The sequence below is a fragment of the Ruegeria sp. YKSF57 genome (genome assembly GCF_059612585.1).
On record NZ_JBXWQW010000019.1, the window covers coordinates 46,656 to 69,057 of the forward strand.

At 57.8% G+C, this 22,402-nt stretch carries 26 protein-coding genes; 17 read left to right on the plus strand and 9 right to left on the minus strand.

From position 1 onward, the window contains the following. Nucleotides 1–134: 134 nt before the first annotated feature. The gene (locus AC2FLX_RS09795) at nucleotides 135–1,598 is read left to right on the plus strand and encodes a carnitine 3-dehydrogenase (protein ID WP_496811361.1); all 1,464 of its coding nucleotides are present in this window, start codon (nucleotides 135–137) and stop codon (nucleotides 1,596–1,598) included. Next, on the plus strand, nucleotides 1,595–2,356 hold the full coding sequence (locus AC2FLX_RS09800; protein ID WP_496811360.1) for an SDR family oxidoreductase: 762 nt from the start codon (nucleotides 1,595–1,597) through the stop codon (nucleotides 2,354–2,356). Before AC2FLX_RS09795 ends, AC2FLX_RS09800 begins: the two co-directional genes overlap by 4 nt. 58 nt (nucleotides 2,357–2,414) lie before the next feature. Here AC2FLX_RS09800 and AC2FLX_RS09805 read toward each other — a convergent pair whose 3' ends face one another. Both AC2FLX_RS09805 and AC2FLX_RS09810 read right to left on the minus strand, forming a co-directional pair. Continuing rightward, nucleotides 2,415–2,597 carry a hypothetical protein gene (locus AC2FLX_RS09805; RefSeq protein ID WP_480748130.1) on the minus strand — a complete coding sequence of 61 codons (183 nt, stop codon included), beginning with the start codon at nucleotides 2,595–2,597 and terminating at the stop codon, nucleotides 2,415–2,417. A 109-nt stretch (nucleotides 2,598–2,706) separates the two neighbouring features. Then, entirely contained in the window at nucleotides 2,707–3,576 is an 870-nt protein-coding gene (locus AC2FLX_RS09810; protein ID WP_496811359.1) for a helix-turn-helix domain-containing protein, read from the minus strand. A 105-nt stretch (nucleotides 3,577–3,681) separates the two neighbouring features. Between AC2FLX_RS09810 and AC2FLX_RS09815 the strand changes: the two genes are divergently transcribed. Genes AC2FLX_RS09815 through AC2FLX_RS09825 form a run of 3 tightly spaced genes read left to right on the plus strand, consistent with a single transcriptional unit; the run spans nucleotide 3,682 to nucleotide 5,707 of the window. Continuing rightward, a complete protein-coding gene (locus AC2FLX_RS09815; protein WP_480748132.1) occupies nucleotides 3,682–3,885 on the plus strand; it encodes a DUF2061 domain-containing protein in 204 nt (67 codons plus the stop codon). Next, nucleotides 3,878–4,783, plus strand: a complete 906-nt coding sequence (locus AC2FLX_RS09820; protein ID WP_496744888.1) for a fatty acid desaturase — start codon at nucleotides 3,878–3,880, stop codon at nucleotides 4,781–4,783. Before AC2FLX_RS09815 ends, AC2FLX_RS09820 begins: the two co-directional genes overlap by 8 nt. Nucleotides 4,784–4,804: 21 nt before the next feature. Continuing rightward, entirely contained in the window at nucleotides 4,805–5,707 is a 903-nt protein-coding gene (locus tag AC2FLX_RS09825; protein ID WP_480748134.1) for an EamA family transporter, read from the plus strand. 75 nt (nucleotides 5,708–5,782) lie between these two features. Here the strand turns inward: AC2FLX_RS09825 and AC2FLX_RS09830 are convergent, their stop codons facing one another. The 3 genes from AC2FLX_RS09830 to AC2FLX_RS09840 form a co-directional block, all read right to left on the minus strand. Further along, complete coding sequence (locus AC2FLX_RS09830; protein WP_480748135.1) at nucleotides 5,783–7,129, minus strand: DEAD/DEAH box helicase; 1,347 nt, start codon at nucleotides 7,127–7,129, stop codon at nucleotides 5,783–5,785. A 183-nt stretch (nucleotides 7,130–7,312) separates the two neighbouring features. Then, complete coding sequence (locus AC2FLX_RS09835; protein ID WP_480748136.1) at nucleotides 7,313–8,254, minus strand: glycosyltransferase family 2 protein; 942 nt, start codon at nucleotides 8,252–8,254, stop codon at nucleotides 7,313–7,315. A 61-nt stretch (nucleotides 8,255–8,315) separates the two neighbouring features. After that, nucleotides 8,316–9,920: a peptide chain release factor 3 gene (locus AC2FLX_RS09840; RefSeq protein ID WP_496875419.1), complete on the minus strand. Its 1,605-nt coding sequence runs from the start codon at nucleotides 9,918–9,920 to the stop codon at nucleotides 8,316–8,318. Between the two features lie 109 nt (nucleotides 9,921–10,029). Between AC2FLX_RS09840 and AC2FLX_RS09845 the strand changes: the two genes are divergently transcribed. The 8 genes from AC2FLX_RS09845 to AC2FLX_RS09880 all read left to right on the plus strand — a co-directional run bounded on the left by AC2FLX_RS09845 (nucleotide 10,030) and on the right by AC2FLX_RS09880 (nucleotide 17,483). Further along, the gene (locus tag AC2FLX_RS09845) at nucleotides 10,030–10,392 is read left to right on the plus strand and encodes a nuclear transport factor 2 family protein (protein ID WP_496809772.1); all 363 of its coding nucleotides are present in this window, start codon (nucleotides 10,030–10,032) and stop codon (nucleotides 10,390–10,392) included. 73 nt (nucleotides 10,393–10,465) lie between these two features. Next, nucleotides 10,466–11,245 (plus strand): SDR family oxidoreductase, encoded by a 780-nt coding sequence (locus tag AC2FLX_RS09850; RefSeq protein ID WP_496809771.1) that lies wholly within the window; start codon nucleotides 10,466–10,468, stop codon nucleotides 11,243–11,245. Between the two features lie 2 nt (nucleotides 11,246–11,247). Continuing rightward, nucleotides 11,248–12,360, plus strand: coding sequence for a YhaZ family DNA alkylation repair protein (locus AC2FLX_RS09855; RefSeq protein WP_496809770.1), 1,113 nt, complete (start codon nucleotides 11,248–11,250; stop codon nucleotides 12,358–12,360). A gap of 105 nt (nucleotides 12,361–12,465) precedes the next feature. Then, the gene (locus tag AC2FLX_RS09860) at nucleotides 12,466–13,512 is read left to right on the plus strand and encodes a methyltransferase domain-containing protein (RefSeq protein WP_496809769.1); all 1,047 of its coding nucleotides are present in this window, start codon (nucleotides 12,466–12,468) and stop codon (nucleotides 13,510–13,512) included. 146 nt (nucleotides 13,513–13,658) lie between these two features. Continuing rightward, complete coding sequence (locus AC2FLX_RS09865; protein ID WP_480748432.1) at nucleotides 13,659–14,678, plus strand: ABC transporter ATP-binding protein; 1,020 nt, start codon at nucleotides 13,659–13,661, stop codon at nucleotides 14,676–14,678. 143 nt (nucleotides 14,679–14,821) lie between these two features. Further along, nucleotides 14,822–15,604, plus strand: a complete 783-nt coding sequence (gene surE, locus AC2FLX_RS09870; RefSeq protein ID WP_480748142.1) for a 5'/3'-nucleotidase SurE — start codon at nucleotides 14,822–14,824, stop codon at nucleotides 15,602–15,604. After that, nucleotides 15,601–16,251 (plus strand): protein-L-isoaspartate(D-aspartate) O-methyltransferase, encoded by a 651-nt coding sequence (locus tag AC2FLX_RS09875; protein WP_480748143.1) that lies wholly within the window; start codon nucleotides 15,601–15,603, stop codon nucleotides 16,249–16,251. Before surE ends, AC2FLX_RS09875 begins: the two co-directional genes overlap by 4 nt. A 62-nt stretch (nucleotides 16,252–16,313) precedes the next feature. Further along, nucleotides 16,314–17,483: a peptidoglycan DD-metalloendopeptidase family protein gene (locus AC2FLX_RS09880; protein ID WP_496809768.1), complete on the plus strand. Its 1,170-nt coding sequence runs from the start codon at nucleotides 16,314–16,316 to the stop codon at nucleotides 17,481–17,483. A gap of 9 nt (nucleotides 17,484–17,492) precedes the next feature. Here AC2FLX_RS09880 and AC2FLX_RS09885 read toward each other — a convergent pair whose 3' ends face one another. After that, nucleotides 17,493–18,158 carry a helix-turn-helix transcriptional regulator gene (locus AC2FLX_RS09885; protein WP_480748145.1) on the minus strand — a complete coding sequence of 222 codons (666 nt, stop codon included), beginning with the start codon at nucleotides 18,156–18,158 and terminating at the stop codon, nucleotides 17,493–17,495. A gap of 33 nt (nucleotides 18,159–18,191) precedes the next feature. Beyond that, nucleotides 18,192–18,497, minus strand: coding sequence for a hypothetical protein (locus AC2FLX_RS09890; protein WP_480748146.1), 306 nt, complete (start codon nucleotides 18,495–18,497; stop codon nucleotides 18,192–18,194). Nucleotides 18,498–18,720: 223 nt separating this feature from the next. On the opposite strand from AC2FLX_RS09890, the gene AC2FLX_RS09895 reads away from it, so the two are divergent. The 4 genes from AC2FLX_RS09895 to AC2FLX_RS09910 all read left to right on the plus strand — a co-directional run bounded on the left by AC2FLX_RS09895 (nucleotide 18,721) and on the right by AC2FLX_RS09910 (nucleotide 21,293). Beyond that, nucleotides 18,721–18,936: a twin-arginine translocase TatA/TatE family subunit gene (locus AC2FLX_RS09895; RefSeq protein WP_480748147.1), complete on the plus strand. Its 216-nt coding sequence runs from the start codon at nucleotides 18,721–18,723 to the stop codon at nucleotides 18,934–18,936. 6 nt (nucleotides 18,937–18,942) lie between these two features. Next, the gene (gene tatB / locus AC2FLX_RS09900; RefSeq protein ID WP_480748148.1) at nucleotides 18,943–19,416 is read left to right on the plus strand and encodes a Sec-independent protein translocase protein TatB; all 474 of its coding nucleotides are present in this window, start codon (nucleotides 18,943–18,945) and stop codon (nucleotides 19,414–19,416) included. Then, entirely contained in the window at nucleotides 19,413–20,333 is a 921-nt protein-coding gene (gene tatC, locus AC2FLX_RS09905) for a twin-arginine translocase subunit TatC (RefSeq protein ID WP_480748149.1), read from the plus strand. The genes tatB and tatC overlap by 4 nt, the downstream gene beginning before the upstream one ends. 117 nt (nucleotides 20,334–20,450) lie before the next feature. Continuing rightward, nucleotides 20,451–21,293, plus strand: coding sequence for an ATP-binding protein (locus AC2FLX_RS09910; protein WP_480748150.1), 843 nt, complete (start codon nucleotides 20,451–20,453; stop codon nucleotides 21,291–21,293). A 68-nt stretch (nucleotides 21,294–21,361) separates the two neighbouring features. Here AC2FLX_RS09910 and AC2FLX_RS09915 read toward each other — a convergent pair whose 3' ends face one another. Both AC2FLX_RS09915 and AC2FLX_RS09920 read right to left on the minus strand, forming a co-directional pair. Beyond that, the gene (locus tag AC2FLX_RS09915; protein ID WP_480748151.1) at nucleotides 21,362–22,006 is read right to left on the minus strand and encodes an SDR family NAD(P)-dependent oxidoreductase; all 645 of its coding nucleotides are present in this window, start codon (nucleotides 22,004–22,006) and stop codon (nucleotides 21,362–21,364) included. A gap of 42 nt (nucleotides 22,007–22,048) precedes the next feature. After that, nucleotides 22,049–22,294 (minus strand): hypothetical protein, encoded by a 246-nt coding sequence (locus AC2FLX_RS09920; RefSeq protein WP_480748152.1) that lies wholly within the window; start codon nucleotides 22,292–22,294, stop codon nucleotides 22,049–22,051. Between the last annotated feature and the right edge of the window lie 108 nt (nucleotides 22,295–22,402).

The window sequence follows — 22,402 nt, forward strand, 5'->3', positions numbered from 1 at the left end:
TGCAATCTGGCTTGTTATGTTTTTGTCCGGACGCCGTAACGAAAAGGTGTTCGGGCTGATTTTCGAAACATGGATGTTCGGTAGTGTCGGGTCTGCGGTGCTAGCCGCTCTCTTTCTGCGAATTGGGGTTTAAAGTGAAAACAGCAGCAATCATCGGTGGCGGTGTAATTGGCGGCGGATGGGCCGCGCGGTTTCTGCTCAATGGCTGGAATGTGCGGGTGTTCGATCCGGATCCCGAGGCGGAACGCAAGATTGGTGAGGTCCTGGATAATGCCCGCCGCTCGCTGCCGGGGCTGAGTGATGTACCGCTTCCGCCTGAGGGCAAGCTGAGCTTCCACTCGGACATGGTCGAGGCCGTGCAGGGAGCCAGCTGGATTCAGGAAAGCGTGCCGGAGCGATTGGATCTGAAGCTGAAGGTTTACAAGGGCTTGCAGGAATCCTGCGACCCGGATGCGATCATCGGGTCCTCGACCAGCGGGTTCAAGCCTTCGGAGTTGCAGGAAGATGCAATGCGCCCCGAGCAGATCGTGGTGACGCATCCGTTCAACCCGGTCTACCTGCTGCCACTGATCGAGTTGGTTCCCAGTCCGAAAAACGCACCGGGGCTGATTGCGAAGGCGCAGGACACTTTGCGTTCCGTCGGGTTCTTTCCGCTTCATGTCAAAAAGGAAATAGACGCGCATATCGCTGACCGTTTCCTTGAAGCTGTCTGGCGCGAGGCGTTGTGGCTGGTCAAGGATGGCATCGCCACCACCGAGGAGATCGACGAGGCGATCCGCATGGGGTTCGGTATCCGCTGGGCGCAGATGGGGCTGTTCGAGACCTATCGTGTGGCGGGCGGCGAGGCGGGGATGAAGCATTTCATGGCCCAGTTCGGCCCTTGCCTCAGCTGGCCTTGGACCAAGCTGATGGATGTACCCGAATTCACCGACGAACTGGTCGATCTAATCGCGGGTCAATCCGACGCACAATCGGGCATGCACTCCATTCGCGAACTTGAGCGTATCCGCGACAACAACCTTGTCGGCATGATGCGTGCGCTCAAGGCGCAGAACTGGGGCGCGGGCGCGGTGCTGAACCAACATGACGCGGCACTAAAGCCGGGCGCATTGCCGACACTGGATCAGGCAGATATCAGCCAGCCGATCCTGACATTGGCGCGCGCGGTGCCGCTGGACTGGACCGACTACAACGGGCACATGAACGAAGCACGATACCTGGATGCGTTCAGCGCGGCCTCGGACCGGTTCATGGAGATCATCGGGTGCGATGCCGACTACATCTCTTCAGGTGGTAGCTATTTCACAGCTGAGAGCCACGTCCGTTATCTGGGCGAGGCCCATGCCGGTTCAAAAATCAAGGTGCGCACGCAAATGCTGCTGGGAGCGGGCAAGAAGCTGCACCTGTTCCACAGCATGTATGAGGGCGACATGTTGCTGGCCACGGGTGAAACCTTCCTGCTGCATGTTAGTCTCGAAACCCGGAGGCCCTGTGCGCCTTCGACCGAGATCGAGGCGGCAATGGCGCGCATCGCGCAGGCGCAAGCCGGGCTGCCCTTTCCGGAAGGGGCGGGGGCCGCAATCCGAAAACCTGTATGAACCAACGTGTCCTGATCACTGCCGGCGCATCGGGAGTTGGGCGCGCGATGGCGGACGCCTTTGCTGGCTCGGGCGCAGAAGTTTGGGTGGCGGACGTGGATGAATCGGCGCTTGCGAAATGTCCCGAAACCTGGCGGCGTACACGGGTCGATGTTTCGGACGAGGCGGAAGTAGCCGCCTTGTTTCGAGCAATCGACACAAAATGGGGTGGGCTGGACGTGCTCTGCGCCAATGCGGGCATCGCCGGACCAACGGCCTTGATTGAAGATGTGCGGCTGGAGGAGTGGCGGGACTGCATGGCCGTCAATCTAGAGGGCGCGTTCCTTTGCGCCAAATATGCGGCTCCCATCCTGAAGCGGCAAGGCAACGGTGTCATTCTGATCACCTCTTCGACAGCCGGACAATACGGTTACCCCAATCGCGCGCCGTATGCGGCGGCAAAATGGGGCGTCATAGGGCTTGGCAAGACACTTGCAATGGAACTGGGGCCATATGGGGCAAGATGTAACGTGATCTGCCCGGGCGCTGTTGAGGGGCCGCGCATGGAAAGCGTTCTGGAGCGCGAGGCGATGGCCAAGGGAATGACACGTGATCAGGTTTATCGTGGCTACGCCTCGGGTACCTCAATGGGCCGTTTCGTCGAAGGGCTTGATGTCGCCAATATGGCTGTATTCCTGGCTTCGGACGCGGCTCGTCTGGTGTCTGGGCAGGTGATCGCGGTTGACGGGCACACCGTTAACCCCGATCCCAAATTGTAGGGCGACATGCTCGACCGGCCCGCGGAGCGGGACGGTCCTTGCTTGACAACTTGGGTGGTCAGCTCTGATTTGGTCCCCGGATCTGCCGGATGGCCTGTCGGACGGCCTCCCAATCCTTGGCCTCGCCCGTTTTTCCTGCTTGCTCACAGGCGCGCATCTTTTGTGCCGCTTCGGCTTCGGCCTTGTCGCCATGCGCCGCGTACAGCGCCCGTGCGTATTCGGCAGTTTGTATTGCGTCCATTCGTCGAATCCTCCGCTTTTTTATCGACCGGTGGGATTTCCATCAGGTTCGCGCCAAGCAAGTATAAGCGAGACCAGAGCATTTTGCACCCAGCAGGAGATCTGAGGCGTTATTGGGAGGCCGAGGCGGCCTGTCGCAACCGCAGTAAATGTGCCGGAAGGTCACGGGCGGTGAGATCTGCCTCACGCACTAATGTGTCGAAATGCCGGGTAAAAAGCTCGATCCGATCTCGGTCACGAAACGCCATATAGTGACTTCCTGCATAAAAAACGCATAATAACGGCCCGAAAATCGTGACTGGTGCCGAATATAGGCGTTTGGCGTCAAAGAGATAGATGCGCAGTCGCGGGTAAAGCTGCTCGCACAAATCCAAAAGGTGGTCAATCTGTTCCAGTCTGACATCCGCCGGCAATCCGCGATAGTACCCGGTGGCCCGGGCAAAACTGTCAATTTCAAACAGCGGCATCGCGATTTCATAGTCCGACTGCGCGCTGCGCATCCAGGTAAGACGGTCAGCAGAAGCTCCGATCGCCTGATCGGCCGTTCGCCCCAAATGCGGGGCATATTCCCATTCCAGCACGGCACGCGTTTTCAGCATGTCGGGCAATGTGGCGGGGACATACCGAATTTTGTAACCCGCCGCCTGTTGATGCCATTCGAATATCCGTTCGTCGACCAGCGCGCGTGGCGCTTCGGTCATTGATAGTGAGCTAGCCAGCAACTCGGCAGCGCTTTCAGGACGGTCCGACAAGCTGAGCAGCCAGTCTGCTGAAACGCCCAGTGTTTCTGCGCAACTGCCGATGACATGCGCATTCGGCAGGCGTGCGCCGTCATCCGTCAAAAGCTGAGAGACTGTTGATCGATCTACGCCGATGCGTCGGGCCAATCCGCTTTGCGTGACCTGTCTTTCTTCCATGGCCTTGGCCAGCCTCACCCGAAATTGCGAGGCGCGGTCCCGTTTGTCCATTTTGTCATACATGTGTTGAGAAATATCATAGTTGCTGAATTTTGTTAATCATATTCCGAATTCTCATCATGCCCATCTGTAAGTAACAATTCTGTGAAGAAAAAATTGGGGTATGAAATGGAGACGCGAAAGAGATCGGTCGTAAAGGCCGTGATCTGGAATGTGATGGGCTTGGCGACCATGACATTGGTCGGATTGGCCGCAACGGGTTCGGCAGCGGTCGGCGGCACTTTGGCAGTGGTGAATACCGCAATCGGCCTGACTATGTATATCCTGTACGAGCGTGTCTGGGCAGGCATCGGGTGGGGGCGCAATGTCTGATTTGCGATCCTCGAACGACGCACCAGAATGGGGAACGTTCTTGTTGATCGTTGCCTGCTATGCGGCATGGTTGGCTGCAGTCTTTTGGCTGGCGAATATCAGTCTTGGGATTGCGATTCCGGTTATGGGGTTGGTCGCGGCGCTGCATTCGTCGCTGACCCATGAAGTCCTTCACGGACATCCTTTCCGTTCTAAGTGGTTGAACGAGGCATTGATGGCTTTGCCACTGACGCTTTGTATTCCCTACAACCGGTTTCGTGACTTGCACTTGGCGCATCACCGTGATTCAAACCTGACCGATCCCTACGACGATCCGGAATCCAACTATCTTGACCCAAAAGTCTGGAACACGCTGCCGACTTGGAAGCGGACTCTTTATTCGGCAAACAACACTCTTTTGGGCAGAATGGTTCTGGGGCCGGCCATCGGCCAGGCCGCGTTTTTTGCGGAGGAATGGCGTGGGGCCATAGGAGGCAACCGGGCGATCTGGATTGCCTGGGGGCTACATCTTCCCGGAGCCGTTGCAGTGCTTTGGATCGCGCTCCTGTCGCCCATGCCGGTGTGGGCCTATCTGATATCGGCCTATATCGGGCTTGGCTTGCTGAAGATACGGACATTTCTGGAACACAGGGCCTATGAAAAGGTTCGTGGCCGTACAGTCGTCATCGAAGATCGTGGGCCGCTGTCATTTCTGTTCCTGAACAACAACCTGCACGTCGTACATCACATGAACCCGAACGCGGCCTGGTATCGGTTACCTGCCCTGTATCACGAGGGAAAAGAACGTTATCTCGCGTGCAACGACAGCTATGTCTATCGGTCGTACGGCGAGGTATTTCGGCGTTATTTCTGGCACGCAAAAGACCCGGTGCCACATCCTCTCTGGCCAAAGCACTGATTTCGTTCCACAAGGGAAGCCATGAGTTTGTGGGTTCCCGTCACGATCGCAGCCGCGCTGTTCCAAACAGTGCGGTTCATGCTGCAAAAATCGTTAAGTACAGTCCGGCTCTCGGTGGCAGGCGCAACCTTTGCCCGGTTCGCCTATTCGGCGCCTTTGGCGGTGCTGGCTTTGATATTGGTTCTTCTCAACACTCCGGCGGAACTGCCACCCCTCGCGGTGCGGTTCTGGATGTTCGTTGCGATTGGAGGGACGGCGCAAATTCTGGCTACGATCTGTGTCGTGGCCCTGTTCAAGCAGCGCAATTTCGCGGTCGGAATCACCTTCAAAAAGACCGAGGTGATCCAGACGGCAATTGTCGGCTTCATCATTCTAGGAGAAGGTGTCTCGGTCGGTGCGCTTGGTGCGATTGCGCTTGGATTGGCAGCTGTTCTGCTGCTGTCCAAGACGCCTGGCGGCGATGGTGCGTGGTGGCGTCATCTGACCAATCGGGCCTCGCAACTTGGGCTAGGCTCCGGGGTGCTGTTTGCCTTCTCCGCAGTCAGCTATCGTGGGGCTTCTTTGCAGTTGGGCGATATTGATCCGTGGTTTCGCGCACTGGTGACCTTGGCAGCCGTGACGTCGTTTCAGATGGTGTCGATGGGGGCTTGGTTGTTTTGGCGCAATCGGGGGGACTTGTTGGCCGTCTGGCAAACCCGCCGGACCGCGGTTTTTGTAGGCTTGACGAGTCTGGGCGGGTCGTTTTGCTGGTTTCTGGCCTTCACCTTGCAGAATGCCGCCTATGTTAAGGCGCTGGGGCAGGTGGAGTTGATATTCAGCCTCTTGGCCTCAAGTCTTTTCTTTCGGGAATCAATCACGTTCAGAGAGATCGCAGGCATCGTATTGCTTTGCCTGTCGATCCTGGTGCTTGTGCTGGTTATCTGATTGCCAGGGAAAAGCAGCTTGCAAGCGGTTCAATCAATTGCAAGGCGTTCACAAAACGCCTTGTTACAAATGATCTCACCCTGCGCGGCGTTCCTCAAAGCTCAGTGCGATAAAGCTGGGCAGGTGATCGCCCATCCCGACGACCGCCCGATCGCCGCCTTCGCCGCGATCCCGGCCACGTCCCTTGGGTTCTTTTCCCTTCTTGGGCTCGGTGGGTTTGTCAGCTTTCGCCTTTTTCGGTTCGGATTTGGCGGGTTCCGGCTTGGGTTCGTCCTTCAGCGGGTTCTCCAGGCGCGGAATTTCCTTCTGGATTAACCTTTCGACCGCATCCAAAGCTTTCGCGTCCCGTGGCCCACAAATCGTTACCGCCTTGCCCGCGCGGCCCGCGCGGCCGGTGCGGCCGATACGATGGACGTAATCTTCGGCATGTCCCGGCACGTCGAAATTGAACACATGACTGACAGACGGAATATCAAGCCCGCGTGCTGCCACATCCGATGCGACGAGCAATCGTAGCGAACCATCCCTGAACCCATCCAGTGTTTTGGTACGCTGGGATTGATCCAGGTCGCCGTGGATTGCAGCGGCGTCATAACCGTATTTCTTGAGCGATTTCGCGCAGATGTCGACATCAGTCTTGCGGTTGCAGAAGATGATGGCGTTGGTGCACTTGTCGCCCTCGGCATCGATCAATTTGCGCAGAACCTTGCGTTTTTCACTTGCTTCGCGGTCACGGCGACTGCCTTTGAACATCACCACGCTCTGTTCGATAGTCTCCGACGCCGTAGCCTGCCGGGCAACCTCAACTCGGGTCGGGGCCGACAGGAAGGTATCGGTGATCCGCTCAATCTCGGGCGCCATGGTGGCAGAGAAGAACAATGTCTGGCGGGTAAAAGGGGTTAGCGAAAAGATACGCTCGATGTCCGGGATGAAGCCCATGTCGAGCATCCGGTCGGCCTCGTCCACCACCATGATCTGGACGCCGGTCAAAAGCAGTTTGCCGCGCTCGAAATGATCGAGCAGTCGGCCTGGCGTGGCGATCAGCACATCGACACCACGGTCGATGAGCGCATCCTGTTCCTTGAAGCTGACGCCGCCGATCAGCAGCGCCTTGGTCAACTTCAGGTGCTTGGCGTAGGTGTCGAAGTTTTCGGCCACCTGTGCCGCCAATTCACGCGTCGGGCAAAGTACCAGCGAGCGCGGCATTCGCGCCCGTGCGCGCCCCCGCGCCAAAAGCGTTATCATTGGCAACACGAACCCGGCGGTCTTGCCGGTTCCCGTCTGCGCAATCCCCAACACGTCGCGCCCTTCGAGGGCCGCCGGAATTGCACCGGCTTGAATCGGGGTGGGAGTTTCGTATCCGGCTTCCTCAACAGCTTTGAGGACCTTCGGGTTCAGGTTTAGTTCGTTGAATTTTGTCATATATGTCCGGTTCATGCGGACACTGACCTGGCCCGCGCGTCTGAATACAGCCGGGCCCGGATGGCCATGCGCCCCATGCGCGTTTCGGCATGCGCGGGGACATAACAAAAACGTGGGGCAGGGTCAAATGAAGACGAAGTTAATTGGGTTTTGTCGTATGGAACGCGTTTTTCATTCAACAATTTAGCAGTTGGAAGAAAAGTGTTTCGTGACCTTTTTTTCCAAATCCAATGGGCGGTACTTCAAAAGTCCGCGGGCTTTCAGCCGCTCACGGACGGTTGGATCAGCACCGCTCAATTCATCGAAAAACGCGCGCAAGCCTGGCTCTCCACTTGTGTTTTCGACGGAAGACAGAAGATCATGCATGCTCATACCACCTTGTGATCTGGGAACATTTGGGGACAGTTCCGGCCTGTAAGCACCGCTAGCGAGCCGGTACGGATACCGAGCAATCCATTTTTCCCAAGACCAGGCGTGTTGGTGGCAGAGGTCTATACCGCCCAGTTCTGCCGGGCATACCACACGCTCGCCGTTTTGCAGAAGGTTGTGAATTCTGAATTCGATGTCCTCCAGACCGGTGCGGGCAAAAATCTTTCCTGCAACATGGCTCATGAACCCGCCTTTCACAAAGGCACCGAATTCGGGATAGATCTCGTCGACGAGCCTCTCACGATCCGGTCCCGGCGGAATGAAGGCCTTGTACAAATCTCCGCCACCTGCCAGTGCCTCAACCGGACGCACGCGCGCGCATTGTGTTCCCGAAGGCAGCGCGTCCAACAGATCGTTGATCCTGTTTTCGGCCCAAAGAAACTCATCCACGTCGATATGTGCCAGCCAATCCACATCAGCGCGACGATAAGCGTGAGTAGCGTTCACCGTCTGGCGCACCTGATGCTTCTTCGGTCGGCGGTGTTTGAACTTGGACCAGTGCTTGTCGCCGCAAGAGGTAACGCGCACCTTTGGATGTGCTTTGAGGCGAGAAAAGACTGCGGATTCGGGTGAATCCAGATAGATGAACAGCCGATGAGCGCCCAACTCCAGATGGTGCGCAGCAAAGCGCAGGATGTCTTCCTCATCGGCTTTGATCGTGGAAACAATGCCCCAAGTGATTTCATCCCGAGGCATACCGGCTCCTAAAGAATCTGATGATGCTGCTCATCAATGGCAGGTTAGGACAGGGGCGGACTCAGGTCATCATTTCTTTGGTGGCCGTCAGTTTGACCCCTGGATAGTCGCGCACAACCCGGTCGATGTCCCATTGCAGACGCGTAAGATAAACAATGTCGCCGTCATGGTCATGCGCGATGTGCTGCTTGTTCGCGGCGACCAGCTTTTCGACGGCAGCCTTTTCACCCGACACCCAGCGCGCCGAGGTGAACTGCGATACTTCGAAACGGACCGGCAGGCCGTATTCCAACTCAATCCGGCTGGCCAGGACCTCGAACTGCAGCGCACCGACGACGCCAACGATGAACCCGGACCCGATGGAGGGCTTGAACACCTTGGCGGCACCTTCTTCGGCAAATTGCATCAGCGCCTTTTCCAAATGCTTGGCCTTCATAGGGTCACCCGCCCGCACGCCTTGCAGCAGTTCCGGCGCGAAAGAGGGGATGCCTGTCACCCGGATCGCCTCGCCCTCGGTCAGCGTGTCTCCAATACGCAGCTGGCCGTGGTTCGGGATTCCGATGATGTCGCCTGCCCAGGCCTCCTCGGCGAGCTCCCGGTCTGAGGCCAGGAACAGAACGGGATTTGACACCGCCATCGGCTTCTTTGTGCGCACATGGGTCAGCTTCATGCCGCGCTTGAAATGGCCCGAAGCCATGCGCACAAATGCGACCCGGTCGCGGTGCTTGGGGTCCATATTCGCCTGCACCTTGAAAACAAAGCCCGCGACCTTCTTTTCATCCGGCGAAATCTGGCGGGGTTCGGCAGACTGAACCTGCGGCTGTGGGCCATAAGCGCCGATGCCTTCCATCAGTTCCTTGACGCCGAAAGAATTGATGGCCGAGCCGAACCAAATCGGGGTCATATGCCCTTCAAGCACCGCCTGCGGGTTCAGCGCGGGCAGCAACTCGCGCGCCATCTCAACCTCTTCCAGCAGCTTTTCCAGCAGATGTGCAGGAACATGTTCCGACAGTTTCGGGTCATCAAGCCCGTTAATTTCAATGCTCTCGGCCACCTTGTTGCGGTCGGCGCGGTCCATCAACTCCAGCCGGTCACGCAGCATGTCGTAACAGCCGATGAAATCACGACCCACGCCAATCGGCCACGCGGCGGGGGTGACGTCGATGGCCAGCATCTCTTGAATTTCGTCGATGATCTCGAACGTATCGCGGCTTTCGCGGTCCATCTTGTTACAGAAGGTCAGAATCGGCAGATCGCGCAGGCGGCAGACCTCGAACAGCTTTTGCGTCTGGCTTTCGACCCCCTTCGCGCCGTCGATCACCATCACGGCCGCGTCCACAGCCGTCAGCGTGCGGTAGGTATCTTCCGAAAAATCGCTGTGGCCGGGCGTGTCAACAAGATTGAACCGGAAATTGCCATAGTCGAACGACATTGCAGACGCGGAAACCGAGATTCCGCGATCCTTCTCCATCTGCATGAAGTCCGAGCGTGTCCGCCGTGCCTCGCCCTTGGCGCGCACCTGACCGGCCATCTGAATGGCACCCCCGTAAAGCAGGAACTTTTCAGTCAGCGTCGTCTTGCCCGCATCCGGGTGCGAGATGATGGCGAATGTCCGGCGACGGGCAATCTCGGGCGGCAGGGCAGGTTGGTTCGAGGTATCAAGCATGACCGCGCGTATAGGCGGGGAATCCTGCCGAAGCAAGACAAAGGGGCTGGTTCGAATCACTGGCTTGTGGCTATAAGAACATATAGTGAACAAATGACGGAGTATTTCGATGGATTTGAAAGAGATTGCCAATGAATTGGTGGCCGGCTGCCGTGAGAACCGCGCCAAGGAAAATCTTGAGAAATTGTATACGCCGGACGCAGTTTCTGTTGAAGCGGTCGATTACTCAGGCATGGGGCGCGAAATAAAGGGGCGTGACGCGATCCGAGGCAAGCATGAATGGTGGGAAGGCGCGCATGAAGTTTCGGGCGCTTCGGTCAGCGACCCGTTTGTGCACGGCGACGACCGCTTTGCCGTGATCTTCGAGGTGCAAGGCAAAGTGAAAGAAACTGGCGAGAGCTTTGATATGAAAGAGGTTGGTATCTATCACGTCGCCAACGGGAAGATCGTTCGCGAAGAGTTCTTTTACTGATCATTGAACCGTTTCTGGTCTTCTCTTGCTGGCCGGTGCTAGACATGCGGAAATGGCTGATAGGGAGAACCTCATGGATCTGGGAATTCGCGGTAAACGGGCGCTGGTCTGCGCCAGTAGCAAAGGCTTGGGTCTGGGTTGCGCCGAGGCGCTTGCCGCAGCAGGCGTCGAACTGGTCATGAACGCGCGCGGCGCCGAGGCGCTAGAGGCTTCTGCTGCGCGCGTCCGTGCCGAGTTTGGAGTGCAAGTGCGGACCATTGCCTGCGACGTGACCAGACCAGAAGGTCAGAAACAGGTCATCGAATTGGCGCGCGGTGTTGATATTCTTGTCACCAATGCGGGTGGCCCGCCGCCTGGCCTTTGGTCGGATTGGGATCGCGACGATTTTATCAAGGCGTTGGATGCCAACATGCTGGCTCCGGTTGCCTTCATGAAGGCGCTTTTGCCGGGGATGATCGAAAACGGATGGGGTAGAGTGGTCAACATCACATCGCAATCTGTGCGCGCACCCATCGCGGTTCTCGGACTGTCGAACGCGGCCCGGACCGGCCTGACTGGTTACGTGGCCGGTACATCCCGGCAAGTTGCGCCACATGGAGTAACCATCAACAATCTGTTGCCCGGCATTCACGCGACAGATCGTGCGGACTCTTTAGATGGCGGCGTCGCGAGCCAGAAAGGGATCAGCGTCGAAGAAGCCCGAGCCGAACGCGCTGCGACCATCCCTGCCCGCCGTTATGGTACGCGGTCAGAGTTCGGCGCGGCCTGCGCGTTTTTGTGTTCGCAGCATGCCGGGTTTATCGTGGGGCAGAATATCCTGCTGGATGGTGGCGCCACCAATCTGACAATGTGAAGATGGCGCAGGGATTTTCGCTCAAGGATCAGCTTTTCAATCTGGAAAAGACCCGCTATCTGGCGGGCCTTTTCGCCCAAGCGGATCCGGATTTTGACGCCTACGCGTTCGAGGCGCGGGTCATGGAGCGATTGCGCGAACTCGAACTCAAGGATCGTATGCACTGGATTGCAGACTGCTTGCGGCATTCGATTCCCGGGAAACTGCCGGCGGTCGCACCGACAATTCTGCGCGCCTTGCCGGCGCCGCTTGATCCGGCCTTGGTAGACGACGATTTCGGCGATTTCATTTTCGCGCCCTTGGGCGAGTGGGTGGCCATGATCGGGATGGAATACCCGGAACAGGCGCTCGATGTTCTGGAAGAGGTGACACAACGGTTTTCGATGGAGTGGGCAATCCGACCATTCCTGAATCGCTGGCCGGACCTTGTTCTGGATCGGGCGTCAGATTGGTGTGATCATTACAGCTATCACGTGCGCCGACTGGCCAGCGAAGGTACGCGTCCGCGACTGCCGTGGGGAGCGGGTATACCGCTGAACCCACGGGATACCTTGCCCTTGCTTGACCGCTTGCACTTCGACAGCACGCGCTATGTCACTCGGTCGGTGGCCAACCATCTCAACGACATCGCCCGCACCCACCCGGATCTGGCGATCGCGAGATTGGAACAATGGAGCTCCGAAGAGCGGCAAACACCCGAAGAACTGCGTTGGATGACCTCCCATGCCTTGCGCAGTCTGATCAAAGCGGGGCATCGCGGCGCGATGATGCAACTGGGTTTTGATCCGGAAATACCTCTCGATGTCACGATCAAGGCTCCGACCGCAGCGAAGATCGGGGGAAGCCTTGATTTTTCGGTGCTGATTGATGGCCCCGAAAACCAGCCGGTTCTGGTCGACTATGTCATTCATTTTCTCAGGCCTTCAGGGAAACGCTCCTCCAAGGTTTTTAAGTTGAAACAGGCAGAAATTGGCTCCGGAACTCTGCATTTGAGCAAGTCGCATAAACTCAAGCGGGATGCGACGACCTTCAAGTTGATGCCTGGACTGCACGTGCTGCAAGTGCAGGTCAATGGCAGGATATGCGACGAGGTCGAGTTCGCCCTGATGGCATGATGCACCAGAGTCATTCTCACGGTTGCGTCAGCGGGCCGTTGGTCGGATTGAACCTTTACCGTCACTGAACTAGCTGAGTGCTGAAATCACCATTGGGAGGCAACGATGAAGCACGAGGCGGTTCAGAACTATTACGGCGATGTCCTGAAAGGAAGCGCTGACCTTCAGACAAACGCCTGTTGTACGCCTGACATTGTGCCTGCACATCTCAAGCCAATACTGTCGAAGATCCATGACGAAGTTTTGGCGCGGTACTATGGCTGCGGCCTGATTGCGCCGCTGGACCTTGACGGCATGCGCATCCTGGATCTGGGATGCGGGGCGGGGCGCGATGTCTATGCGTTGTCCGCAATGGTTGGTGAAACCGGGCGCGTGGTTGGTGTGGATATGACGCCCGCACAGTTGGAGGTGGCCCGGGCACATCAGGATTATCATGCCGAGGCCTTTGGTTATTCAGCCAGCAATGTCGAATTTCATCACGGATATATCGAAAAACTGGACGATCTCGATCTGGCTCCCGGGTCTTTTGACATCATCGTTTCAAATTGCGTGATCAATCTTGCGACCGACAAGGCAGCGGTTCTGCGCGGAGCGCACCGGTTGTTGAAAAACGGGGGCGAGATGTATTTCTCGGATGTCTATGCAGACCGCCGTGTTCCAAAGTCGATGGTAGAAGACGAAGTCCTTTATGGCGAGTGCCTGTCAGGCGCGCTTTATTGGAACGATTTTCTGTCGATGGCAAAGGATGCGGGCTTTGACGATCCGCGCCGTGTCACTCATCGCCCGCTCGCGATTGAAAATTTAGCGCTCGAGGCTCGGGTGGCTCCATTGAAATTCATCTCTGCCACTTATCGCCTGTTCAAACTGCCGGATCTGGAACCGGCCTGCGAGGATTATGGGCAGGCCGTCATCTATAAGGGAACGATCCCGGATGCGCCGCATGAGTTTGCACTCGACGATCATCACCTGATTGAAACGGGTAAGGTCTTTCCCGTGTGCGGCAACACTTGGAAGATGTTGCAAGACACCCGTTTTGCCCGCCACTTCACCTTTATCGGAGATTTCTCGACCCACTACGGCATCTTTGCAGGATGCGGCGGCGACAGCCCGTTCGTGACCGAAGGGCAACCGGCCTCAACCGGGTGCTGCTGATCTCTTGCACCTGAAGGGCGGGGTTGTTATCCCCGCCCGAGCCCGATGAAATTGATCGGGAAAGGCAATGGGGTCCATCGGTGACGGTCAAGGCAGTTCCTCCACGTCTGGAAATCCGCAATATCAAGCGTGCCTTCGGCGGGCGTATGGTGGTGGATGACGTCTCGTTACGTATCAATGCGGGGCAGGTGACCTGTCTCCTCGGGCCTTCGGGATGCGGCAAGTCCACGACATTGCGCATGATCGCCGGGGTCGAGATGCAGGATTCGGGCGAGATCTACGTCGATGGCAAGCTAATCTGTGACACCGTGTTCCGTGTTCCACCCGAGCGGCGCGAGATTGGCCTGATGTTTCAGGATTTTGCTCTGTTCCCACATTTGAGTGTCGCTGAAAATGTTGCCTTTGGCCTAAAAGGGACAAAAGAGAGAAAACGCGCCCGGGTTGAGGAATTGCTGGCGAAGGTCGATCTGCTGCGGTTTATCGATGGCTTTCCTCATCAACTGTCAGGAGGAGAACAGCAACGCGTCGCGCTTGCACGGGCTTTGGCGCCGCGGCCTCGGATCATGTTGATGGACGAGCCGTTTTCCGGCCTCGACAACCGGTTGCGCGATGGCATTCGAGACGAAACACTCGCCATTCTGAAGGACGAGGACGCAGCAGTGCTGCTGGTCACGCACGAACCGGAAGAGGCGATGCGCATGGCCGATGAAATTGCGCTTATGCGCGGTGGAAAGATTGTTCAGCAAGGCGCCCCGTACAACGTCTATACTCGCCCGATTGACAAAGCTGCTGTATCTTTTTTCAGCGATATCAATGTTCTGAGGGCGCAAGTTAATGGTGCTTTAGCGCAAACGCCTTTCGGTCAGTTCCTTGCCCCCGGCATCCCGGACGGCACCAATGTCGAGATCGTTTTCAGGCCCCAGCACGTCAAGCTTGACTTTGATCGTGGGGGTAAAGGGCCGGTTCCGACCCCCAGCGACGGTGTGGCCGCGCGAGGTGTAGTAGAACGTGCGCGGTTTCTGGGCAACGAAAGCCTTGTCGAGTTTCGGATGGATTATAGCGGGTCTATCCTCAAGGCGACGGTTCCGAACGTGTTTGTACCGCAAATCGGACGTGTGATGTGGCTAACGATCCGGCGTGACCGTTGTTTTGTTTTCCCCGCCTGACGCCGGGCCAACCCAATAGCCTGTTTTGAAACCACTAGTTTCCGTCCAAGTGGTGCGCTAATGCCGCAGATTGCGACCTGGGATTGCTTGCCGCAATCTGGCACCGCGTCTATCAAGGGCGAAATCGGTTAAGAGATGGCAGGATGCGTATTCTTCTTACAAACGACGACGGCATCAACGCGCCGGGGCTGAGGGTGCTCGAAGCGATCGCTGCGGACTTGGCCGGGGCTTCGGGCGAGGTTTGGGTCGTCGCACCGGCGTTCGAACAATCCGGTGTAGCCCATTGCATCAGCTATACCCATCCGATGATGATTGCCAAAATGGGTGAACGACGCTTTGCGGCAGAGGGGTCTCCGGCAGATTGCGTGCTGGCAGGCCTGCATGACGTGATGAAGGATAGCCCGCCAGATCTGGTTCTGTCGGGTGTGAACAGAGGAAATAATTCGGCTGAAAACGTGCTGTATTCCGGGACTTTGGGCGGTGCGATGGAGGCGGCTTTGCAGGGACTTCCCGCAATTGCCCTGTCGCAATACTTCGGCCCCCGCAATCTGGGGTTGGAAAACACCTTTGAAGTCGCCGAACGTTTTGGTGCCGATATCGTTCGCCGTATTCTGGATGCCTCGCCGGACGAGGATGACGACTACCGACTTTTCTACAACGTAAACTTCCCGCCGGTGCCGGCGAGCGAGGTTTTGGGGTATCGCGTAGTTCGGCAAGGATTTCGCAAGGGAACGAACTTCAGCGTTGAACCCCACAGTTCCCCGTCAGGCAGGCGGTTTTTGTGGATCAAGGGCGGGTATCAGCACAACCCGACAACCCCCGATACCGATGCGGCGGTCAATCTGGAAGGTTATGTTTCGATCACACCCATGCGAGCGGATCTGACTGCGCACGACGCTCTGGAGGCGCTGAAGGCAATCGAATGAGCGGCCCTGATCCAGAAACAAAGATGCAGTTTCTTTTCGCCCTGCGTTCCAAGGGCGTGACGGATGCACGCGTTCTGAATGCCATGGAATCGGTGGATCGAGGGTTGTTTGTCAAAGGGCTGTTCGCGGAACGCGCTTACGACGACACACCGCTGCCGATTACCTGTGGGCAGACTATCAGCCAGCCCTCGGTCGTAGGCCTGATGACGCAGGCCCTGCAGGTGCGCCCACGCGACACGGTTCTCGAAGTCGGCACTGGCTCTGGCTACCAGGCGGCTATTCTCGCCAGGTTGGCGCGCCGGGTGTACACGGTGGAGCGTCACAAACGCCTTGTGGCAGAGGCGGTTGATCTTTTTCGGGACATGGGCCTGTCCAATATTACCGCCATCCTGTCGGATGGATCATTCGGTTTGCCCGAACAGGGACCGTTCGATCGCATTATAGTAACCGCTGCGGCGGAAGACCCGCCCGGCCCGCTCTTGGCGCAGCTCAAGATCGGCGGTATCATGGTGGTGCCGGTGGGACAGTCGGATACGGTTCAAACGCTGATCAAGGTGACCCGCACCGAAACCGGTATGGAATATGACGAATTGCGGCCCGTCCGATTTGTACCTCTGCTTGAGGGGCTTGGCAGGGATGGGGTGTGAAAAAGAGATTTGACAAAACGCCAGACCCCCGGCCAACAGGGGGCGGCATTGAGGATGGCAAGATGAGTGCAGTATTTCGATCGGTCACCGGGCGTCATTTGGCGGCAGCAGCGGCCATGGCAGTACTGGCGGGTTGTGAAGGTCCGCTGGACTATGACCTGAGAGGCCAGGTCGGCGGGTTTAGTACCACACCGGCCGCCCAATCCGTCGGCACTGCCAACCGGCCGGCGCCTGATGCGCGCGGGGTCATCACCTATCCGACTTATCAGGTTGCAGTTGCTCAGCGTGGTGACAGTGTCAGCGAAATCGCGTCGCGGGTAGGCTTGCCTGCTGAGGAACTGGCCCGGTTCAACGGGCTTCAACCTGGTGATACGCTGAGAGAGGGCGAAGTGATCGCGCTGCCCCGAGCGGTTGGTGCTGCACCGGGCGCCGGTGTTGATATCGAAAGCATCGCCGGCAGTGCCATCGACTCCGCGCCAGGCAGTGACACGGTCGAAACCACCACGCTTGCCCCGGCCAAACCCGCACCCGCTGCACCGGTTGCATCAGGCCCTGAGCCCGTGCGCCACAAAGTGAAGCGAGGCGAGACAGCCTATACCATCTCACGGCTCTATCAGGTGCCGGTCGAGGCCTTGGCCGAATGGAACGGGCTTGGCCCCGATTTTGTGGTGCGTGAAGGACAGTTCCTTCTGATCCCGGTCAAGGATCAACCTGTGCCGAAACGGGCAGCAGAAACCTCGACGACTGCAGTGACGCAACCGGGGCAGGGCTCGCCAACGCCGACACCGCCCAGTGCGACTAAGCCATTGCCGGACGAAGTCGTGGCGCCAAAGACACCTGCCGAACCTGCGGTTCAGACACCGGCACCAAGTGCCGCAAGCAACTCGGCGCTGGCTTTGCCGGTGACCGGGAAGATCATACGCCCCTATAGCAAGGGCAAGAACGAAGGCATCGACATCGCTGCGACGCCGGGCACGGCAGTGACTGCCGCAGAGGCCGGCACCGTGGCTGCGATCACCGCAGATGCTGATCAGGTTCCAATTATCGTGATCCGACACCAAGGGGATTTGCTGACTGTTTACGCCAATGTCGAAGGGATCAGCGTCAAGAAGGGTGACCAGGTAAAACGTGGTCAGAAAATCGCCGCTCTGCGCGGCGGAGACGATGCCTATGTGCATTTCGAGGTGCGCAAAGGTTTCGACTCGGTCGATCCGGACCCATACTTTAAGTAACCGAGCTGCTTACGGTTGAAAATCGCTCAACCGTTTCCCCGGTTCGTCCGAGAAGAGCTCCGGCAACGGGGTGACGCTTTCGATCAGGTCGACGCGAAAGACACGGAAAGCCGAGCGCATCTCGCACCATGCGGTCAGCGTCCAGACGCGTCCCCAGTACTCCATGTGCAGGGGCCGGATGACCCGGTCTGTCAGGGTGTCGTCGATACGGCGATAAGACAGACGCAGTTTTTGCCGCGCCTTGATGGCAGCCCGGATCGGAGTCATTTGCGCCAGCCCCCTTGCCGCATCGGCAAAAGGATAGACTGCAAATTTCCAGGCATCTGCCTCGGCAATGGTCTGGGTTGGCAAAACCGCGTCGATTTTCTCGGCCAGTGATTCTGCCGCAGCTTTCAAGTCGGCATCGGCGGCCTCGGCGACGATTGCCATCCCCAGATTCAATGCTTCCAATTCTGCAGGGGTCAGGTTGAGCGGTGGCAGGGTAATCTGTTCGCGCACTATGTAACCGACTCCGCGCTCGCCTTCGACCGGGATACCCGAGGCGGCCAGCGTGTCCATGTCGCGATAGATCGTGCGGACCGACACTTCCAGTCGGTCCGCGATATCCTGGGCGCGGTACAGTTTTCCGTCGCGCAAGATTTGGATGATATCGAAAAGACGATCAGTGCGGCGCATGAACTTACCCTTGGCGCGCCATGACCTAGATCGTCAAGCGCTCATGTCCCAAAGCACCGTTTCGTGCCGCATCTCGATGGTATCTGGACGAATGGCGGCCATTAGTGCGACGGCGAAATCCTGCTGGGGGAATCTCCTGGCCGCAGTTTGGGCCGATTGAATGTCCTGCCAGACCACATAGTCGGTCCAGCGCCCATCCTCGCCCTGGCTCAATTGACGATGCTTGAATCCGGCTGACGCCCGGACAAAGGCTTCTGAAGATTTGCTAAGGTTTATGAACGCCTCTTCGCTAACCCCATTGGCCAGCGTGAAGGTGACAATTTCAGCGACATGGGTCATGTTAATCTCCTATTTGTTACTGTCGGTAAGGTGGGCCTAGCATCAGGCAACTGACATAAACCTGTCAGTAGATTTCCAGACCTGAACGAAACAGTCATTTTTTTCGTGAAAAGGCGTGTCACCAAGGCTGTCTGTGCTTTCTGTGCGTCGGACACAGGCGTAAAACACCAATCGAAATCATGACGACCGGTGCTCTGGAAACCGGTGAAAGAGGAGTAAGACTATGCTTAACAATATCGGCCTTCCCGGCCTTCTGCTGATCGCGGTTGTGGTGCTGGTGCTGTTTGGCCGTGGCAAGATCAGCTCGCTGATGGGCGAAGTCGGTAAAGGGATCACCGCCTTCAAGAAAGGGGTCAAGGACGGTACCGAAGAGATCGAACAGGACGCCGCCACCGCTGCCAAGGATGTCACGCCCGAGACCGACAAAGACAAGGCATAAGCAACCATGTTTGATCTGGGCTGGACCGAGCTTCTGGTTATCGGCATCGTGGCGCTGATCGTAGTAGGGCCCAAAGACCTGCCTGTCCTGTTCCGCAATGTGGGGCAGTGGGTTGGTAAGGCTCGAGGCATGGCGCGTGAGTTCAGCCGTGCAATGAACGAGGCGGCCGACGAGGCTGGCGTGAGTGAGATATCCAAGGGGATCAAGGCTGCGACCAACCCCGTGAACACGGCGATGGACGGGGTCAAGAAGGCGGCGCAGGACATGGCCTCGGATATTACCTCGGGCATTGATCCGACCAAGTTCGATCCTGACAGCGAGACCGGAAAGCTGGCCGCCGAGCGGGCCGAGCAGGCCAAGAAGATTCAGGCCGCGACCGCCCGTGCCGCAGCCGATCGCAAGGCGCGCGAGGCCGCCGATGCACTGGCCAAGGCCGAAGAAGCCGAGGCGGCGCTCAACACCGAGACAGACAAGACATGAGCAAATCCGACGAGATCGACGACACCTCCGCGCCGCTGATCGAACACCTGACCGAACTGCGCACGCGGCTGATACGTTCCGTTCTGGCCTTTGTGGTCGGCATTATCGTCGCCTTTGCGGTGGCCGAGCCGATCCTGCAGTTTCTGTTGCAGCCGATCGAGGCGACCCTTCGCGAACTTGGCGATCCTTCCCCGACGTTGCAGTACACGTCGCCACAGGAATACCTGTTCACCCTGTTTAGAATATCCATGGTATTCGGGTTCGCCCTGGCATTCCCGGTGATCTCCTACCAGATGTGGCGGTTCGTGGCGCCAGGGTTGTACCGATCGGAAAAAGGCGCATTCCTTCCCTTCCTTGTCGCGTCACCTTTCATGTTCCTGCTCGGGGCAGCCTTTGCCCAATTCGTGGTGACACCACTGGCGATGCAGTTCTTCCTCGGCTTTGCCGATGTCAGTTCGATCTTTGCCAACTTGCTGTCTTCGGCGACGGGTGAAGTGCCGACCGAAGTCGCCGTGGTACCCGAGACATCAGACGGCGTGAAAATCACGTTCTTTGGCAAGGTCAATGAATCCCTCGACATCACGCTGAAGTTTATCCTCGCCTTCGGGCTTTGCTTTCAACTGCCGGTCCTTTTGACGTTAATGGGTAAAGCAGGTCTTGTCAGCGCCGAGGGACTGGGTGCCGTCCGGAAATACGCGATGATTGGTATTCTGATCCTTGCGGCCTTGGTCACGCCTCCAGATGTGATTACCCAACTGATCCTGTTCACGGTGGTTTACGGCCTGTACGAAGTCTCGATTTTCCTTGTCGCGCGTGTCGAAAAGAAGCGCGAGGCGCAGCTGCGTGCGGACGGCTATTACGACGACGAGGAAGAGGACGATCCCCTGATGGCCGAGTTTGAAGAGGACGGCAAGTAAGCCTCGCTCACTCGACTGGAATGGCGTGCGGGGCAACCCGCGCGCCTTTTTCGGTTCAGATGGCTTGTCGCACTTGCCGGAACATGTTTGAAGCGCCTGATCAGACCGGAGGACCATATGGACAGCCAAGCCCTGAACCGCATTGCCGAAGCCCTGGAACGGATGGCACCCGCACCGCTCGCCGCACCGGACTTCAATGCGGCATCGGCATTTGTCTGGCATGTTGATCCCGATCGGCTGGAACCTGTACCGCATGTCAACAGAGTGGATCTCGACCTGCTTGTTGGCATAAACCGCTCACGCGATACGCTGCTCGACAACACGCGGCGGTTCGCAAAAGGTTTCAAGGCGAACAACGCGCTTTTATGGGGCGCGCGCGGTATGGGCAAATCGAGCCTGGTCAAGGCCGTACACGGCACTTTGCAAGACGATCATCCAGATTTGAAACTGGTCGAACTCCAAAGGGAAGACATGGGTTCGGTCGCACGCCTGCTCAACCACCTGCGCGCCGCGCCGCACCGGTTCATTCTGTTTTGCGATGACTTGTCATTCAGTCATGACGACCAGCACTATAAATCCCTCAAGGCCGTGCTGGATGGTGGTATCGAGGGGCGCCCGGAGAATGTCGTGTTCTATGCTACATCGAACCGCCGCCACCTAATGCCGCGCGACATGATCGAAAACGAACGCTCCAGCGCCATCAACCCGTCAGAGGCAGTCGAGGAAAAGGTGTCGCTCTCGGATCGTTTCGGCCTTTGGCTGGGCTTCCATCCATGCAGTCAGGACGAATACCTTGCCATGATCGACCGCTATTGCAGCGCCTATGGTGTCAGTGTCGGGGCGGAAACACTTCGGGCCGAAGCTATTGAGTGGCAAGCCACACGCGGTGCCCGTTCGGGCCGAGTTGCGTGGCAGTTCTTCGTCGATCTGGCGGGACGTCAGGGCGTCCACATCGCATGACAGGTCGTCTTGGTCCTCACAAGTCTACTCCGGCAACAGCCGGGAATGTGACCCGGAACGAGCCACACTTAGAGCAGAGCCAACAACCGAGTGGCTTCGTCGGAGGGCGATGCCAAGACCGAACGATCTTCTCCGGGAAAAAAACGCGCCCGTAAAGCAGTGGCCATCGGTGCCGGTTCCAAGATCGTCACTTGTGGTCCGGTATTGACGGTTTCTGCGGCCCAGCTGCGCGCCAGGGCAATTTGCGCCGCCTTGGTTGCCCCATAGCTGCCAAAAAACTTCTCGCCTGCACGGCGATCGTCAAAGAATACTGCCTGTCCTGTCTCGCCCAATAGCGGCGCAATATAAGGGATCAGAACCGAAGTGGCCGTGGCGTTGATTGAAACGGATTTGGTCCAGTCCTTGGGATCGACGAAGGGGGCAGGCGTCAGCGGCGCTGCATGGATCGCTGTGTGCAGCCACAAATCCAGCTTGCCCCAACGGTCGTATATCCCCCGGCACAAGGTCGCCATCGCATTCGGATCAGCGATATCCATCGGCGCAAGTGTCGCCGCACCGCCTTTGGCTTGAATTCGATCGTCCAGCTCTTCCAACCCGCCTGTGGTGCGGGCTACGGCGACTATGTGATAGTCCTCGCTGAGCGCTTCGGCAAGTGCGGCTCCCAGTCCGCGCGAAGCCCCGGTGACAAGGGCGATTTTGGTCTTATCGGTCATGTGGGCGGTTTGAACCTCCATGCGGGTATCGTCAAGTCAGGATTAGCTTCCGGGGATGTCGATCCTGCGGGTCTGGCCGCTTTGCCGCAGTACCAGCCCAGAGTTGTCAATGGCGATGACCGTGCCGGTTCCAATCCGGCTGCCGGGTTTGACTTCCTTGGTGCGGCCTGTCGAAAGGCGAACCAGGGCGTGCAGGTTATTGGCGGGGCCGAATACTCCCAGCACGGAAATATCATTCCGTGTTAACGCACCTTTCTGCGTTGCGGCGCTGTCTACCTTGTTGCTCATGGAGTCGGCCCGGTCAGTGAGTGACCGGGGCTGGGTAGTGATTTGGCCACCAAAGCGAAAGAGCCAAGCGTGCGGACTAGCAAAAAAATGCTACTCGCGTGAGCATGA